A 17135-nucleotide genomic window follows, 5' to 3' on the forward strand; every position below is an offset into this window, starting at 1 on the left:
TTCAATTAGGAGGGCATGTAATTTAATCCGTTTACTATTTCATTTATTAATTAATTTTAATATTAGATTGAAATTATACGATCGATACACTACTGTGTAAAAAACAGTTAGGCATTTTAAAAATTACAAAAGATAGGTGGGACTTAAGCCTAACTATTTCAGGGACTATATAGCAGTTATTCCAACACATACTTAAGAGTAAACGGCTAAATATAATTGCCCATCTAAGTTAATAATTAAACAGGGATACAATATGACTCACAACAATACCACAGGTATAGTTGATTCTATACCTATATCAACGGCAATTACCACACAAACATTACGATCTTTCTGTGCAACACTCCTCATACTATTTATTTCAACTTCTATTTCGCTTGCCCAAACAACGGTCAGCGGTACTGTTACCTCTGCCGGGGACGGTAGTACACTACCCGGTGTTAATGTACTGGAGCAAGGAACCACAAACGGAGTAAGTACTGATAATGAAGGATATTTTGAAATAGAAGTATCCGGTCCGGATGCCATATTAGTTTTTAGCTATATCGGCTACGTATCACAGGAAGTAAAAGTAGGTCAACAGACCACGTTAAATGTAAAACTCCAAGAAGATGTTGAAATGCTTGAAGATGTAATAGTAGTAGGATACGGTGAACAAGACCGTAAAACACTAACAAGTTCTGTTTCTTCAGTAACATCCGAAGATATTGAAAACACTCCTGTGGCAGGCAGTGATCAGCTAATGCAAGGTCGAGCCGCAGGCGTTCAGGTTAGCAGTAATTCAGGAACCCCAGGGGGCGGAATTTTTGTAAAAATTAGGGGTACCACCTCTATTTCCGGAGGCAGTGATCCACTTTATATTGTGGATGGTGTTCCGATCGAGACTGGAAACTTTGGTCTGGATTTGGGAGGAGAAACAACCAGTGCATTGGCTGACATTGACCCGTCAGATATTGAATCTATTGAGATATTAAAAGATGCTTCGGCTACTGCTATTTATGGCGCTCGGGCAGCCAACGGGGTAGTGCTTATCACCACCAAACGTGGAAAAAATGCCACCCCCTCAATAAAGTTTAGCAGTTACTATGGATTCGAAGAGCCCGTTAATATGCCGGATTTAGTTACAGGTTCTGAGTTCGAGATGCTCATGAATGAGGCTGCACGCAATAATGGAGAATCCGAACCTTATGCAAATCCGCAAAATGCGATTAACACAGACTGGGCTGATCCAGTTTTTCGTACTGGTACAATTCGAAATTATGATTTAACGCTAAGCGGTGGCAATGAAACTGTTAAATATTCAGTCTCCGGATCTAATTTTAAGCAGGACGGAGTGGTAAAACCGGCAACATACGAGCGAAGCAGCGCACGTGTAAATTTGGATTTAAATGCTACCGAAAACCTTACTTTCGGAACCAGCCTAACCTATTCATTTTCAAATAGGAATCGGGCTCGAAATAACGATAATATTACAGGTGTTCTGGGCGGTGTTTATTTTTTACCATCGAACTTACCGTACTATCAGGAGGATGGTTCATATACAAAGTTCAGTATTTTTGAGAATCCCATTGCAGCCGCTGAAGAAGTCGATTTTAATATGGACGTAAACCGTTTTGTAGGAAACGCTTTCGGTGAATACGAATTCTTCCCAGGACTCACATTTCGATCCAGCTGGAGCTACGACTACAACGAGGTGAAAGAAGATCGGTATGACAACAGCTTAACAAATAACGGTGCAGCCGTTAATGGGGATGCCCTTTCAAGTGTTGCCTTAACCAGCAATTGGACCGGAGAAAACACGTTAAGCTATTTATATAACACCGGCGATCACAACTTTTCAACATTGATTGGTACCAGCTATCAAGAATCAACCTTTGAGCGAACAACGGCTGCGGGCCAGCAATTTCCAAGTGATGATTTTCAACGCATCGAAGATGCCGCCGTACAGACCGCTTCCTCAACAGGAACAAGCTGGGGTATTACATCCTTCTTCGGTCGGCTAAAGTATGATTACAATGGAAAGTATTTGGCAACAGTTACCTTGCGACGAGACGGTTCTTCACGATTTGGAGAGAATAACCAGTGGGGTACCTTTCCGTCCTTCGCATTAGGTTGGGTTCCTTCAGAAGAAAACTTCTTTAATGTAGACTGGATCAGTAACCTAAAATTACGAGGAAGTTATGGCATTACCGGAAACCAAAGTGGTATCAATAATTTTCAGGCTCGAGGGCTCTGGGGTGGAGAAAGTTATACCAGTAGTCCGGGAACCAGCCCCGAACAACTTTCCAATCCCAATTTAAAATGGGAAACAACCAGTCAGCTCGATATCGGATTTGATATTGGTCTTTGGGACGGTCGCGTAACAATTGTGTATGATTACTATGACAAACAGACCGAAGACCTTCTGTTAGCAGTACCAGTTCCCATGTCTTCCGGATTCGAAGAGCTCGTACAAAACTTTGGTTCTCTCCAAAATAAAGGTATGGAGCTGGGTATTAATGCCAATGCTATCCAAAAAAGTGACTTTAATTGGAATGTACAATTCAACATTGCCGGAAATCGGAACAAAATAACACGACTGGCTTCTCCTTTTAATGTCTATAACCGTGATATCTATCGCTACCAAGAAGGCTATCCCATGTACTCGTTCTACTTTCACAACCAACTTGAGGTAGATCCCGACACCGGCGAACCTATATTTGAGGATGTCGATGGTGATGGAAGCTTTAACCCTAATACAGATCGTAAAATTGTCGGCGATGCAAATCCCGATTTCTTTGGAGGAATTACCAATAAATTTAATTATAAATGGTTCGACGTTTCGATCTTTTTCCAATACAGTTATGGAAACGATCAGTTAAATTGGAACAGGTTTTTCCAAGAGCATGGCGGTACTCGTAATACCGGTTATTTATCTTCGCAGCTGGACCGTTGGCAGGAACCCGGCGATCAAACCATGGTGCCAAAAATGACCAGCTCTAATTATGCCGGTAATCTTCGTCCCTCACGATTTGTAGAGGATGGTTCTTATATCCGACTTAAAAATGCCACGTTGGGATATACCATCCCCGATTCCTTTTTATCAAAGCTTGGCTTCAATATTTCACGAGCGCGTTTTTATGTAACGGGACAAAACTTGCTCACTTTCACCAATTACAGCGGTCTTGACCCCGAAGTTACAGCGACAGCCACCACCCAGCTTACACGTGGAATCGAATTTTATACCATGCCACAGTCCAGAACCATCATGGGCGGTTTTGATATCTCATTTTAACTGATAAAGGTCTTTTTCTTATGAAATATTTAAACATAATTTTTCTTATAGCATTTATAACAGCCTCGGGCTGTGATGTATTAAACCAGGAACCTCAGACGGCAATATCAGAAGAAAATGCCATCCGGGACCTAAAAAGTGCCAATGCTGCTTTGAATGGTTTATACAGCCAGCTACAATCAAGCGATTACTATGGCAGCAATATTCAAATAATTAGTGATGTTACCTCCGACGTTTCGGAAAGCGTAGGAACGTGGGATTTCTACCGTGAGATGGATACTTATGTAACATCTCCTGGGAATCTTGAAAACCGAAACCTCTGGTCTCAAGCCTACTCTACAATTAATCATGCAAATAATATCATTGCTGAAGTAGAAAACCTTGATAACATAACTCAAGAAAATAAAGATCAAATACTCGGAGAAGCTTATTTTATACGTTCGTTGGCCTTCTTTGATTTAACACGGACTTTTGGTGGTGCTCCGGGAGAAGCCGGAACCATGGGTATTCCGCTTCCAACAGAACCTTCTCGTCAAATTGATGAAAATAGTTTTCCAGAACGAGCATCCATTGAGGCTTCTTACAATCAGGTGCAATCTGATCTACAAGCTGCCGAAAACCGACTCACCGGGTATTCTTCACCAAATCGAGTATCTGAAGCAGCCGTTCAGGCATTATTCTCTCGATTATATCTTTATACTCAAGAATTTGGTCTTGCTGAACAATATGCTACCGATGTAATAGTAAACCAAAATTTTGAATTGGTAGAAAACTTCGCTGATATTTTTATCACAGAAAATACAGCTGAAGCTATTTTTGAACTTTCTTTCAACACAACTGATCCCAATGATATTCGCTTCTGGTATTACCCTTCAAGTGGAGGCGGCCGTGGTGATATCGCTCTACACAAAGACTATGCTGAAATGGTGATGTCCAGATCCAATGATGAGCGTGGTGATCTTATCGCTTTTGATACTAATGTGGGGGTTTATTATCCCACCAAATATCAAAAGTCAGGTAGTGATGATAACATTCAGATACTGCGGTTAGCGGAAATGTACCTCAACCGTGCCGAAGCTAGAGCTCGAAAACAAACGCCCGATATAACTGGAGCATTAACAGATCTCAATGAGATACGTAACCGTGCCGGTTTGCAAGATACAGCCGGTACCGGAGTTGACGAGCAGCAAGAAGTTCTTCAAGCCATTGAAAAAGAACGAGGAATCGAATTTATTGAAGAAGGTCACCGCTGGTACGACTTAGTGCGAACCGGTCGGGCAATAGATGTACTAACCAACATCGACCGAACTAATGGCGAACCCGTATCACTTACTAATTCAGGCCGTATGGTCTTTCCAATTCCTTCGCGCGACATCGATGCCAATGAAAATTTGGAGCAAAACGAAGCCTATCAGTAAATAACAATACTCTTCCCCGGCAAACCTATCTTGTCGGGGACTTTAGCCTACTACTAATTAATACTTCACATTTTTTTACCTAATCCCACACACAATTTTTTATACATTGCTTATTCAACGATGGGATTAGTTAATTTCAACACAAAACAGGGATATATGTTACGACACAATCAAAATTACAACTGGAGCATAGTAACCGTTCTTGCTCTGCTTTTCATGGGGATTTCATTCTCTGCCAAGGCGCAACGATTTGGCGAATCAAATCAAGCCGAGGACGTTAATGAAGTATCTTTTGAAGAGCCCTATCTACAAAATTTAGAATATCGAAATATAGGCCCCTTTCGCGGCGGACGTTCAGTAGCGGTTACCGGTCATCCCGACCAGCCGGATACCTATTATACTGGCTTTACAGGAGGGGGCATCTACAAAACAACGGACGGGGGTAATAACTGGGTTAATGTTTCCGACGGTGATTTAAAAACGGGATCCGTTGGTGCACTAACAGCAGCCCCATCCAACAGTAATGTCATTTACGCAGGTATGGGTGAAACCTGCATCCGTGGCAACATGTCGGCCGGTGATGGTATGTACAAGACCACCGATGGTGGAAAAAATTGGGAGCATATCGGCCTGCCGGAATCTCATTTTATTGGAGAAATTGCCGTACATCCCAAAAATGAAGATATCGTCTGGGTTGCCGTTATGGGACACGCATTTGGTACTGAGGGTAATGAAGAACGTGGCGTCTATAAAACCACGGATGGCGGAAAAACCTGGGAAAAAGTGTTATATCATAATCAAAATACCGGGGCGGTAGATATCGAAGTTGACCCCACTAATCCCAATATTTTATATGCTTCGCTGTGGGAAGCATATCGCAATCCATGGAAAATGTCGAGTGGCGGCGAAGGCAGCGGCCTGTATAAAAGCAGAGATGGTGGCGAAACATGGACCAACATTTCGGAGCGCCCGGGTATGCCTAAAGGACTAATGGGTAAAATCGGTGTAGCTATTTCTCCCGTTAATCCCGATCGAATCTGGACAATTATAGAAAGTGATAATGGCGGCGTTTTCCGTTCTGATGACAGCGGAGAAACCTGGAATCGTGTAAATAGTGATCGTAACCTGCGTCAACGCGCTTGGTACTATACCCATATTGTAGCCGATACGAAGGACGAAGATGAGGTGTATGTACTTAACGTGGGATTTTACAAATCTACCGATGGGGGAGAATCTTTTGACCGAGTTGGCACCCCGCACGGCGATCACCACGATCTCTGGATAGATCCCAATGATGGAAATCGCATGGTTGTGGCTGATGACGGTGGCGGACAAGTTTCTTATAACGACGGAAAAAGCTGGTCATCATATCATAAATATGCTACCGGACAATTTTACCAAGTTATAACTGATGATGAGTTTCCATATCGTATATACGGAGCCCAGCAAGACAACAGTACGGTGGGTATTAAAAGTCGTACTGCTGACTATGGCATTGAAACCCGCGACTGGCATCCCGTAGCCGGTGGAGAAAGTGGCTATATTGCTCCAGATCCCGAAAATCCCAATGTTACTTACGGCGGTAGTTACGGCGGATACTTTAATAAGTTCAACGATTTTACTGACCAAAGTGATCGTATTGATGTATGGCCGGACAACCCCATGGGTGCCGGTGCCAAGGATCTAAAATATCGATTCCAATGGACCTTCCCCATCTATATTTCGCCCCATGACCCTGATCTCCTTTATGCGACGTCCCAGTTTGTACATCGCTCTGATGATGAGGGCATGAGCTGGGATACCATCAGCGAAGATTTGACGCGCAACGATAAATCCAAGCAGGGCGAATCGGGCGGTCCCATCACTAAGGATGATACCAGCGTTGAATATTATAATACCATCTTTACCTTTGCAGAGTCACCGGTTGAACCCGGCGTTCTGTGGACTGGCGCTGATGACGGACTTATTCACGTTAGTCGCGATAATGGAGACAGCTGGACGGAGGTAACACCCAAAGGCATGCCCGAAGCTATGGCCAGCATCATCGACCCCTCTCCCCACGATGCCGGTACTGCGTACCTGGCTGCAACTCGTTATAAGTTTGACGACTTTCAACCAATGCTTTATAAAACGGATAATTATGGGCAAAGCTGGACGAAAATAACGACCGGCATCCCCAGCAAAGATTTTACTCGCGTCATTCGCGAAGACCCCAATCAAGAAGGACTCCTTTACGCAGGAACCGAAACCGGCCTTTACGTATCCTTTAATGATGGAGAACTCTGGCAACCGTTTCAGCTTAATCTCCCTGCCGTACCAATTACAGATCTAACCGTTCATAAACGCGATAAAGATCTGGTGGTAGCTACACAAGGTCGCTCGTTCTGGGTCCTTGATGATTTATCTGTGCTCCATCAACTTGGAGAGCAAGTTACGCAATCCGACTACTACCTCTATCAGCCGGAAACAACCTACCTGTTTGGTAACCACACCGAACCCGAGCCCGGCCAAACACTGGGTGAAAATCCAAAGGATGGCGTGGTTGTTCACTATAATCTAAATAGTAAAATTTCTGAACAGGAGATACAGCTGCAGTTTGCTGAATCAAATGGTGATGTTATTCGCACCTTCTCTAACAAAGAAGATCTGGATGGAAATGAAGTAAAAGAATCGGAGGAGTTTCATGAAAAAGAACATGACGTGCCCTCTGATGTATTAACGACTAAACAGGGCCAAAATACCTTTGTGTGGAATATGCGTTACCCAGGAGCTACAGACCTCGATGGTCGACAAATACTTTGGGCCGGTTCTACGCGAGGTCCTTCGGCTATACCCGGTACATACGAAGTACGCTTAATTGTTGATGATCAAACGATTATGAGTCAAAACTTTGAAATCACCAAAGACCCACGCATTGACGTGACACAAGATGATTTCGAGGCACAGTTTGAATTGCACCAGACGATCATCAGCAAACTGGACACAACCCACAAAGCTATCAACCGCATTCGAGAAATTCGCGAGGAATTAAATAACATAAAATCTGACAATGCAGCCAATCAGGAACTGCAAGACCGTGTTGATGCCATGTTAACAACACTTGCAGATGTGGAAGGAGAACTGATGCAGACGAAAGCCGAGTCGTTTCAGGACGTCCTAAATTACCCCATAAAGCTTAACAACAAGCTGGCCTCATTAGCTAATACGGTAGGTACCGGCGATGGACGTCCTACCAAACAGCAATATGAAGTTTATGAGGATCTGGCAGCACAAGTGGATGCACAGTTTGAACGTATAGAGCCCATTTTACGCGGTGATGCTTCGAGCTTAATTGAGGAAGTAGACAAGGAAGCTATTCCCATCGAGAATTAATATAGTAATCCAGACTTATCTAACGCAGCATCATGAATATCCGTGGTGCTGCTTTTTTTATTTTTACCCCTCTTTATCAATAGGCAATCTAACCGAGCTCCGTACATGCAGATCCCGCTGGGGAAATGGAATGACAATATTATATTTATCGAACGTTCTTACAATTGCTTGATTGAGCTCATTTCGAATTTTGGGATAGTCTTTAACATTGGGAATCCAGGAACGTAGCTGCATATTCCACGAAGAATCTCCAAATTCTAAAAGGTGTACTTCCGGCTTGGGTTTTTTCATGACACTGCTATTATTTTCGGCTACCTCCTTAAGCGCTTTCAAAACCGTATCCAAATCTGATGCATACGATACTCCAACACTTACATCCAGCCGATATGTGGGATCTCCATGTGAATAATTAATTACATCTTTAGAGACAAACTCTGAGTTTGGTACTACAATAGAAATATTATTTACCGTCCGTACCATCGTAGATCGAATATTTATCTCAATAACATCCCCCTCTATCTCATTAACAACCACGCGATCACCTATGCTAATGGGACGCTCAAACAGAATAATAAGCCCCGAAATAAAGTTGGAGGTAACATTCTGGAGTCCAAAACCAATACCTACCGAGAGGAGACCAAATATTACGGTAAGGCTGCTTAAATTTATTCCTACAAAGTTGAAGGAGATAAGTACCCCGATGGTAATAATAACATACTGCGTAAGACGAGAAAGAGTATAGCTGGTACCCTCATCAACATGAAATCGTTTAAATATTTTGCGATTGATCGTCCTGCGAGCTAAAATTCCAGCGATGGTAAAAAAGGTGAGGAGCAGGAAGAAAATAAGAATAGAGGCTGTGGTTACGGGTACTTCACTAATGGTAAACAGCTGAATGTTTAAAATTTCCCGAATATAGCTAAATAATTCTTCCCAAGTCATAACGCCGAAAATTGTTTGATGAATATACAAATAGGGAGACCGATTATATTACCAGCCTCCCTTCTCAATATATAGCGAAAATTAGTTAATAGTCAGCTATTAATTTGTGAGATCTTTTTCATGAATAGTATAATCCCACAGCTTCTTTCCATCAGAGCCGTAAGTTTCCAAAATTAATTGCCGATTATCTTGCTCTCCTTTAACATGCAACATCCCAAAGTTTTGATCTTTATATACGAGGGTCCCATCTACTCGCTGCGGATTTTCAAACTCTTTTGATTTATCTAAATTCCCGTACGTTCCACTACTTAGCGGAGATGAGGTAAACTCATAAATGGGATAAGAATCCTCACGATCTGTTTTTAACAACTCAGTAAAGTGACGATCACCCGATATAAACAGCACTCCGGGGATATCGTGTGCATCTAAAAAGTCCATAAGCTCCTCATATTCCTCTCCATAGGCCACTAACGATTCATGATTGTTCATCTTATTAGTAACCTGGTTCCCTACCACTATAACCTTAAACGTCGCATTACTGCCGATCAAACTATCCATTAACCACTGCAACTGCGCCTCTCCGAAGAAATCCTTATCCTCTTTCTTTAACCGATTTGGGGCCCGATGAAAACGATCATCCATCAGAAAAAACTCTACATCACTATATTTATATTTGGTAAAAACACCGTCGGTTTCACGGGTTCCATAACTTGGGTTTGTCCAATATCGCTTAAAAATATCCAGTGCTTGTTGACGCATGCGATAGGATCGATCCGAGTTATTGGGCCCGTAATCGTGATCGTCCCAGGTAGCTAAATTGATGGTATTAGCCAGCAAGGACTGCATCTCCGGAGTATTTCGGGCATCCTTAAACCGATAGTCCATTCTTTCTTTGGAATAGAAATCGGGCTCTCGATAGTACAGATTATCACCCAGCCACAACATGATATCCGGATTTTGTTTTGGGATGTGCGATAATATTTCGGTGCCCTTTCCATAGGGCGTACCCGGACGATCGAATTGCGAATCATTTATATACAGGCACGATCCCATCGCTACCGAAAAATCAGGTGCTGCCTTGCGCCACTGCCACAGCTGCTGGGTCGTAAATTCGGTTTTATATGGACGTTCTACTTTTTGTCCCTCTATGGAAAGTTCATACTGATACGTTGTTCCGTAATCCAGATCCGTTAATTTAATCTGGGCTGTGTTTGATTCCAGCGCCAATGTAGAACTGCTATATACATGTTTAGTCGCATGTTCTTCCCCTTTTTTCCAATAGAATAATTCAAATGAGGCCGGTTTTGTTGTTTGTATCCACAGATTAGCTTCTTGCATCTCTACATAGCCCAGCATAGGACCTGCTTCCAACAACGATTGCTGTGCCTGGGTCTGTAGAAATCCGGCAAGAAAGAAAAAGATCAGTAGTGTAACATATCGACGTAAGGTATAAATGCTCATGAATCTGGGAGTTAATTACAAATCAGTACGACCTTCCAATATCTTATTTTAACAGAAGAAAAATAAAGACTTATTTTCTGACCTGTTTTCGTTGAATATACTTGTCGTTTACGGTATTTTCAGCATCACTTAATTAAGAGCACTTAACCTAACCACTAACTTATGCGCATTATCATTTTTGGTCCACCCGGCGCCGGTAAAGGTACCCAGGCTAATCTCATCAGTGAAGAGTTCAACATTCCCCACCTGTCTACCGGAGAAATATTTCGATCAGCCATAAAAAATGAAACTCCTCTCGGTAAAGAAGTCAAAGCTATTTTAGATGCCGGTGATCTGGTTCCCGATGAAAAAGTAGTAGGCCTTGTTAAAGAGGAACTCAAAGATGATAAATACAACGGTGGTTATATTTTAGATGGATTCCCGCGCACCGTACCACAAGCCAAAGCCTTTGATGATCTGTTGGATGAAAAAGGCAAAACCCTTGACGCTTTTCTACAGCTGGAAGTTCCCGAACAAGAGTTAATTGATCGCATTCTAAGCCGCGGCGAAGGACGTTCCGATGATTCCCCCGAAAAAGTGAAAAATCGACTATCTGTTTACCACAAAGAAACCGAGCCGGTACTAAAGTACTATAAAAAACAGGATGTGGTAAAAACCATAGATGGCGTCGGTTCAATCAAAGAAATATTTAATCGCATTAAAGACACGCTAAACAGCAAGTAGTTTTCTCTCTGTAGTCATTTTTTATCCATATTTATTCTTGGCAGTACAAATCCCTTAAACAACCTTAGGGATTTCCCTACATCTCTTCTTTGAACTGGTGAATAACTTAATCGGCAACTCTAATTATTCATCTTCAAATCAAGATTATTATGAAAAATTGTATCGGGTGGGTTGCCATTATGAGTATTCTATTTATTTCGGGGTGTACTACTTCTGGCGCTTTTCTTTCTGCCAATCAAACGCAAGTTAACCTGGAACAGGCCAACTATAATATTACAGCAACAAATGTATCAGGCTATTCAGAATCAGCCTATGTTTTAGGCTTTAGCTACTCTACAGGTTTTACCACGAGTACGTTTGCGGCCGGACGTGTGGAAGGAACCGGACTGCTTTACAAAGAAGCCTTGGAAGATCTCTGGACTAACTACGAAAAAGATAATGGTACCATCAATGGAAAACGCCTGGCATTAACCAACGTTCGGTACGATACAGATATCCTAAATTTATTTATCTACACTAAAGTGATGATAGGTGTACGTGCTGATGTAATTGAATTTACTGACTAATAAGTTAGTAAATATTATCCAATAGCTGTAAAATACCCGGTGTTACATCCATAATACTTTCTGCACCAGATAACTTATGTGCTCCGGGGCCGTATACAAATAGCGGCACGCTGTTAAGTGTATGTGTTTTGATGGATAAATCCTCCACATTCCCATGATCACTGGAGAGCACAATCGTCGTAGAAGGTGCTTTATGGTTAATAAGATGCCATAAAAAACGGTCGTATGTTTGTAAATAACGAGTCGCTTTTTCCAGCTCTTGACTATGTCCCGCTTTATCGGTGAGATAATACTCGTGTAGCAGCAAATCATATTCCTCAGTTTGCTCTAAAAGTCGATCTGCAGCTTCTTCGGGGATAATTTGCGGTACGTCGATATTAAGATGCTCCCGCCAGGCCTGTTGTGTTAACTCAGCAGTTAATGCCTTTTCCTCTTTAACTTCCTTAGTAGTATGTAACGATATATTTGCACTTTTCGTCATGAGCGTCGTACAGCTCCACCTATTTCTTTCTCGCGCCTTTTTAAAAAATATATCCGGATAAGCATTTATAAAGTTAGCCTGTTTACCTAACTGCTTGGTTTTTATAAATAAGCTATGCTCTTTTATAAAAGGCTTAATACCGGAGTGTGGAAAAGGTCCAAAGTGTTTACCAATTTCTCGGGGTGCATTTTTTCCAGTAAATAAGGCCGTCTGCCCCGTTCCACTCTGGGGTAACCCTTCTACACCTAAACGGGCATCCAAGAATTTAAACAGATGGTTAGTTTCCTTTAATTCTGATGCTCTACCAGAAAATTCCTGATCCCCGGCCATCGCTGAAAAACCTTGGTAGGAAAACCCCGTAAAGGGATTAGATCTATTAGCTTTTCCCAATCCTACCCCATCTATAAATAGAAATATTACAGACATAACAAATAAACTATTAAAACCTTACACCAGATAGAATACAATACAGCATCTTACCTGATTTCGTATCACAATCTTTGTAACAAAGTAACTCATTACATGCAAATAATTTTAAGCAGATACCATCCCTTACTTAAAAATGTAACACCAGATATACATTCTCGTAGGCTTTACTCATTTTAAGGAATCAAATATCACATTATGAGTAACAAAAGGTATCAGATTTTTCTTTTATCAATAGTAAGTCTATTCTTCATTAACAACTTAAATGTACTAGCTCAAGAGCAACCAACTCCTTCAGATTTAATTTCGTATGAAGATCCTCGTCAGCTTGCTCTCTCTCTCCTGACGGAAGTAAAGTAATCGTCCAAACTCGAAAAGCGAACCTATCTAAAAATAGTTATGATAAATCATTTTGGTTGATTGATACTAAATCCCGAGATAAAAAGAAACTTTCCTTACCTGAGAGTGCTCAATCAATAGAATGGCTGCCCAATGGAAAGAAAATTGCTTACCTTGCTCGAGCTAAAAGACAGTTACAGGTGTGGACTAAAAACATTAACAGTGATTTAAGTCAGCAAATTACGAAGGTACCGGCCGGTGTGAGACAATTTTCTATTGCCCCCAGCGGTAATTCTCTTGCTTACTCCACAGTAGATATACAAGCAATGAAGAAGGCAAGAAAAAGGGCCAAGTCCGAAGAAACAGGAGGCGTAGAAATTGACATACTTACTTTCAGGGCTTCCAAAATCAACAATAATCTTCAGAGACGTCGGACTGCTCCTTCACTTCAACTATTTGTTTCTAAACTGAATGGGGATGATAAAATATTAGTAAGTGATTCTTTACATGTCAAAGATTTTGAATAGTCGCCTAATGGAAATAGAATTGCACTTCAAGTAGCAAATTCTCCCATGCAAAAAACGGGAATACCTTCCCGGGGAAGTGATTTAGCCATTTATGATAATCAGAATAATAAGCTCAATAAAGTTGCTAAAGGAAATCAGAATCCGACCAGTTTTTTTGATGATGTTATTTCTTATTCTACTCCTTTCTGGTCGCCATCGGGTGATAAACTAGGATATTTACGAATTGATCATTCCGACAGATGGGGTACTACACCGGAAATTGGGATCTATAATCTGGAAAAGGATGCCAAAGAATTAATAACAGATGCCGATCAGCAAGACTTTTATAAACCCATTTTCCACTGGACTGCAGATAATAAGGTGTATGTAGAAAATACCCAGGAGGCGCGGCGCGGTTTATTTCTTATTGATCCATCCGAATCTACTATTTCACCTGTTAACGTATCTGACAGCTACCAATCTCAATTCTCATTTAATTCTAATTCAAATAGAGAACACGTAGCCTGGATTAAAGAAGAAATTAATGAAGCTCCCGAACTTTATTTTTCGGGTGACAACTTTAACACAACTAAAAAACTTTCATCCTTTAATAAGAATACTAAGAACCTAACTTTACCAGAGATAAAATCATTAATGTGGAAATCTGATGATGGCACTGAAGTACAGGGTTGGTATATTCATCCAAAAAACTTTGACAAAGAAAACCCTCCACCGGTGATAACATTACTCCACGGTGGGCCCGGTCTTCCGGTTAGCAACAAATTTGATCCCTATCTGGAACAGTGGCCTTTTCCCATTCAAAGTTTAACGGCAAAGGGATATGCAATTTTTATCCCAAATTATCGATACACTAATTCATTTGGTAAAGAATTTAAAACCCCGGAAAAACCTGATAAGGAATCCGTACAAGATATTATTACAGGTATTAACTACTTAATTAGTCATAATTTAGGCAACAAAGAAAAGCTTGGAATAATGGGTCATAGTCATGGTGGGTGGCTCGGTCCTATGGTTGCAGCAAACAATCCAATCTTTAAGGTAGCATCTTTTGCCGAGGGCTTTGGAAATTATTTATCGATGTATGGTCATCTTGAAGGGGCTCGAAACAAAGGGCTCCATGAATATTATTTTGAATCCACACCCTATGAAAACCCGGATCGATATGTAGAAATTTCTCCCATATTTAAAAATAGTTTCACTACACAAATTCCTACATTACTTGAATTTGGACAGCGATCTCCTGTGGCCAAGCAAGGAGTTGAATTTGCTAAAACTTTCTGGCGTCATGACACTCCACATAAGCTTGCTATTTACCCCAATGAAGGGCACAGCATCCAATCACCAAAAATGCAGGTTGATGCCATGAAAAGAAATATTGACTGGTTTGAAAAATGGCTACCTGTAGATTAAAACTTTTTGGGGTCCTCTATAAAGAAGGGAAACTGAATTAATACAGCTTCCCTTCTTTTATTTTATTGTAAAGATCCTGCTACAAGTTCAGGATGGAATTATAACAACTCAAAATAATATCCTTTCACCGCTCCATGACTAAGGTCACCGGACCATCGTTGCGAAGCCGCACATCCATATAAGCACCAAATTGACCACTTTCAATATTGAGGTCCGAGTGTTTTTTAAAATAACCAATCAAATCCTCATACAGTTTGTCGGCTTTATCTGGACCTGCGGCTTCAAAATAACTGGGACGATTTCCCTGTTCATAATCTCCATACAGTGTAAACTGAGGTATAACCAGTATTTCTCCCCCTACATCCTGTACCGACAGGTTCATCTTTCCATCCTCATCATCAAACACGCGAAGTTTCAATATTTTCTCAGCTAACCACTCCATCTGCTTCTCGGTGTCATCTTCATGAACTCCAACTAACAACATTAATCCGTGATCAATTGCACCAACGTGCTCATCATGCACTAAAACACTCGCTTCGGACACCCTTTGTAACACTATCTTCATATCTAAGTCTGTTAATAACCCTGTGGATAATTATGTGTATAACTACTTCTTAAAATAGATCAACCAAAACCAACAAAATTTCTCCACAGCTTTCAACAACAGAATAATATTTTCCACAAGTTATACAGTAAGAAAATCGTGTCAATAACATTTTTTTCTTGACACTCACTTTGCTGTGGATTGTGGATAACTTAAATATAATTCTTCTAAGTCCTTGAGTTTATTGATACCTTTATCCACAAAATAATCCACAATACAGTTTTACTAACTAAAATTTTGTGATTAAAAAAGTTATCCACTTTTCCACAGTAACTACTATGTACTACAAATATTATTTATTTAATGTTACTTATGTTTTCCGGTGGATAATGTGGAGAAATATTTCTTAAAAACGAGATGCAAGTTGGCTATATTTATCTCAGTCAAAAAAACGAACTAATTTTCATTAACCCGTAATGAGCAAAAAAAAATTTACCTACAAAGACGCCGGCGTCGATATTGAGGCTGGAGAAGAAATGGTCGACTCAATAAAAGATGTCGTAAAAGAAACTCACAATGATGCCGTACTTAGCAATATCGGGGGTTTTGGAGGATTTTTCCGTCCCAATTTAAACAGCTATGAGGACCCTGTATTTGTCAGCAGTGTAGATGGTGTAGGCACGAAGCTGATTGTTGCATTCAAAACAGGAAGATACGACACGGTGGGACAAGATTTAGTCAATCACTGCGTAAACGACATCGCGGTTTGCGGAGCCGATCCGCTCTTTTTTCTGGATTATTTTTCTACTGGTAAACTCGAGCAGGATGTTGGTTACAAAGTGGTTAGCGGATTTGCAAAAGCATGTAAAGAAAATGGCGTTGCTCTTATTGGGGGGGAGACCGCTGAAATGCCCGATATATACAGCGAGGGTGAATTCGACCTGGCGGGCACTATCGTGGGAATGGTAGATCGTGAGAAAGTGATTGAAGGGAAAAAAATTAAAAAAGGAAATATGTTGCTTGGATTTCCCAGTACCGGTATCCATACCAATGGCTATTCCCTGGCACGTAAAGTTCTGTTTTCGGAATACGAAATAACAGATCATGTGGATGAGTTGGGTACTACAGTGGGGGATGCGATGCTGGCCATTCACAAATCCTATTTATCGATTATTCGAGCAACACGGGATATTGACGGTGTTAACGGCTTTTCGCATATCACCGGCGGCGGTATCATGGGCAACACTAAGCGCGTGGTACCCGACGGACTCTCTATCAAGGTAGACTGGGATTACTGGGAGCGTCCCGCTATTTTTGAGCTCATCCAAGAGTTGGGTAACGTGCCCGAAGATGATATGCGGGCGACCTTTAACCTGGGTATTGGGCTCATTGCTATTGTAGATCCAAATACGGTTGGTGCAGTAAAAGAAATTGCCGCGGAAATGGATGAAGAAGTGATAGAGATGGGAAAAATAAGGTAAGAGTAGTCCAGATTCATTATAAAAAATGCCTTCCCATAAATGTACCGTAACTACAATTCTTGTTGTAATACTTATTGGACCATTTATTGTTACTGCATTCTTTTGGAATGAAGATCAAAAATAAACCATATATCTTTGCGGGTATTTTTAGCAAAGACGTAAGCATATAAA

At 41.1% G+C, this 17135-nt stretch carries 11 protein-coding genes and 1 pseudogene; 8 read left to right on the plus strand and 4 right to left on the minus strand.

The annotated features are described in order from the left end of the window. The first annotated feature begins 253 nt into the window (after positions 1-253). From ACQ76V_RS08295 to ACQ76V_RS08305, 3 genes are all read left to right on the plus strand, one after another. Positions 254-3274 carry a SusC/RagA family TonB-linked outer membrane protein gene (locus tag ACQ76V_RS08295; RefSeq protein WP_441000019.1) on the plus strand — a complete coding sequence of 1007 codons (3021 nt, stop codon included), beginning with the start codon at positions 254-256 and terminating at the stop codon, positions 3272-3274. Positions 3275-3294: 20 nt separating this feature from the next. Beyond that, the gene (locus ACQ76V_RS08300) at positions 3295-4692 is read left to right on the plus strand and encodes a RagB/SusD family nutrient uptake outer membrane protein (RefSeq protein ID WP_441000020.1); all 1398 of its coding nucleotides are present in this window, start codon (positions 3295-3297) and stop codon (positions 4690-4692) included. 156 nt (positions 4693-4848) lie between these two features. Further along, positions 4849-8064 (plus strand): VPS10 domain-containing protein, encoded by a 3216-nt coding sequence (locus tag ACQ76V_RS08305; RefSeq protein ID WP_441000021.1) that lies wholly within the window; start codon positions 4849-4851, stop codon positions 8062-8064. Between the two features lie 63 nt (positions 8065-8127). On the opposite strand, the gene ACQ76V_RS08310 is transcribed toward ACQ76V_RS08305, so the two are convergent. Next, complete coding sequence (locus tag ACQ76V_RS08310) at positions 8128-9006, minus strand: mechanosensitive ion channel family protein (protein WP_441000022.1); 879 nt, start codon at positions 9004-9006, stop codon at positions 8128-8130. Positions 9007-9105: 99 nt separating this feature from the next. After that, positions 9106-10467: an alkaline phosphatase D family protein gene (locus ACQ76V_RS08315; protein ID WP_441000023.1), complete on the minus strand. Its 1362-nt coding sequence runs from the start codon at positions 10465-10467 to the stop codon at positions 9106-9108. A 162-nt stretch (positions 10468-10629) separates the two neighbouring features. Here ACQ76V_RS08315 and ACQ76V_RS08320 point away from each other — a divergent pair, with 162 nt between their 5' ends. Next, on the plus strand, positions 10630-11190 hold the full coding sequence (locus ACQ76V_RS08320; RefSeq protein WP_441000024.1) for an adenylate kinase: 561 nt from the start codon (positions 10630-10632) through the stop codon (positions 11188-11190). A 149-nt stretch (positions 11191-11339) separates the two neighbouring features. Further along, positions 11340-11756 carry a DUF6567 family protein gene (locus ACQ76V_RS08325; protein ID WP_441000025.1) on the plus strand — a complete coding sequence of 139 codons (417 nt, stop codon included), beginning with the start codon at positions 11340-11342 and terminating at the stop codon, positions 11754-11756. 4 nt (positions 11757-11760) lie between these two features. Here the strand turns inward: ACQ76V_RS08325 and ACQ76V_RS08330 are convergent, their stop codons facing one another. Next, positions 11761-12663: an alkaline phosphatase family protein gene (locus ACQ76V_RS08330; protein WP_441000026.1), complete on the minus strand. Its 903-nt coding sequence runs from the start codon at positions 12661-12663 to the stop codon at positions 11761-11763. 350 nt (positions 12664-13013) lie between these two features. On the opposite strand from ACQ76V_RS08330, the pseudogene ACQ76V_RS08335 reads away from it, so the two are divergent. Together ACQ76V_RS08335 and ACQ76V_RS08340 are read left to right on the plus strand one after the other, a co-directional pair. Continuing rightward, a pseudogene (locus ACQ76V_RS08335) lies at positions 13014-13529 on the plus strand (TolB family protein); the annotation flags it as partial. 45 nt (positions 13530-13574) lie between these two features. Beyond that, positions 13575-14939: a prolyl oligopeptidase family serine peptidase gene (locus ACQ76V_RS08340; protein ID WP_441000027.1), complete on the plus strand. Its 1365-nt coding sequence runs from the start codon at positions 13575-13577 to the stop codon at positions 14937-14939. 124 nt (positions 14940-15063) lie between these two features. Here the strand turns inward: ACQ76V_RS08340 and dtd are convergent, their stop codons facing one another. After that, on the minus strand, positions 15064-15504 hold the full coding sequence (gene dtd, locus ACQ76V_RS08345) for a D-aminoacyl-tRNA deacylase (RefSeq protein ID WP_441000028.1): 441 nt from the start codon (positions 15502-15504) through the stop codon (positions 15064-15066). Positions 15505-15959: 455 nt separating this feature from the next. On the opposite strand from dtd, the gene purM reads away from it, so the two are divergent. After that, positions 15960-16964, plus strand: coding sequence for a phosphoribosylformylglycinamidine cyclo-ligase (gene purM, locus ACQ76V_RS08350; RefSeq protein ID WP_441000029.1), 1005 nt, complete (start codon positions 15960-15962; stop codon positions 16962-16964). Positions 16965-17135 lie beyond the last annotated feature (171 nt).

Origin of the sequence: Fodinibius sp. SL11 (assembly GCF_052060035.1) — a bacterium.
In the GTDB taxonomy this organism is placed as follows: domain Bacteria; phylum Bacteroidota; class Rhodothermia; order Balneolales; family Balneolaceae; genus Fodinibius.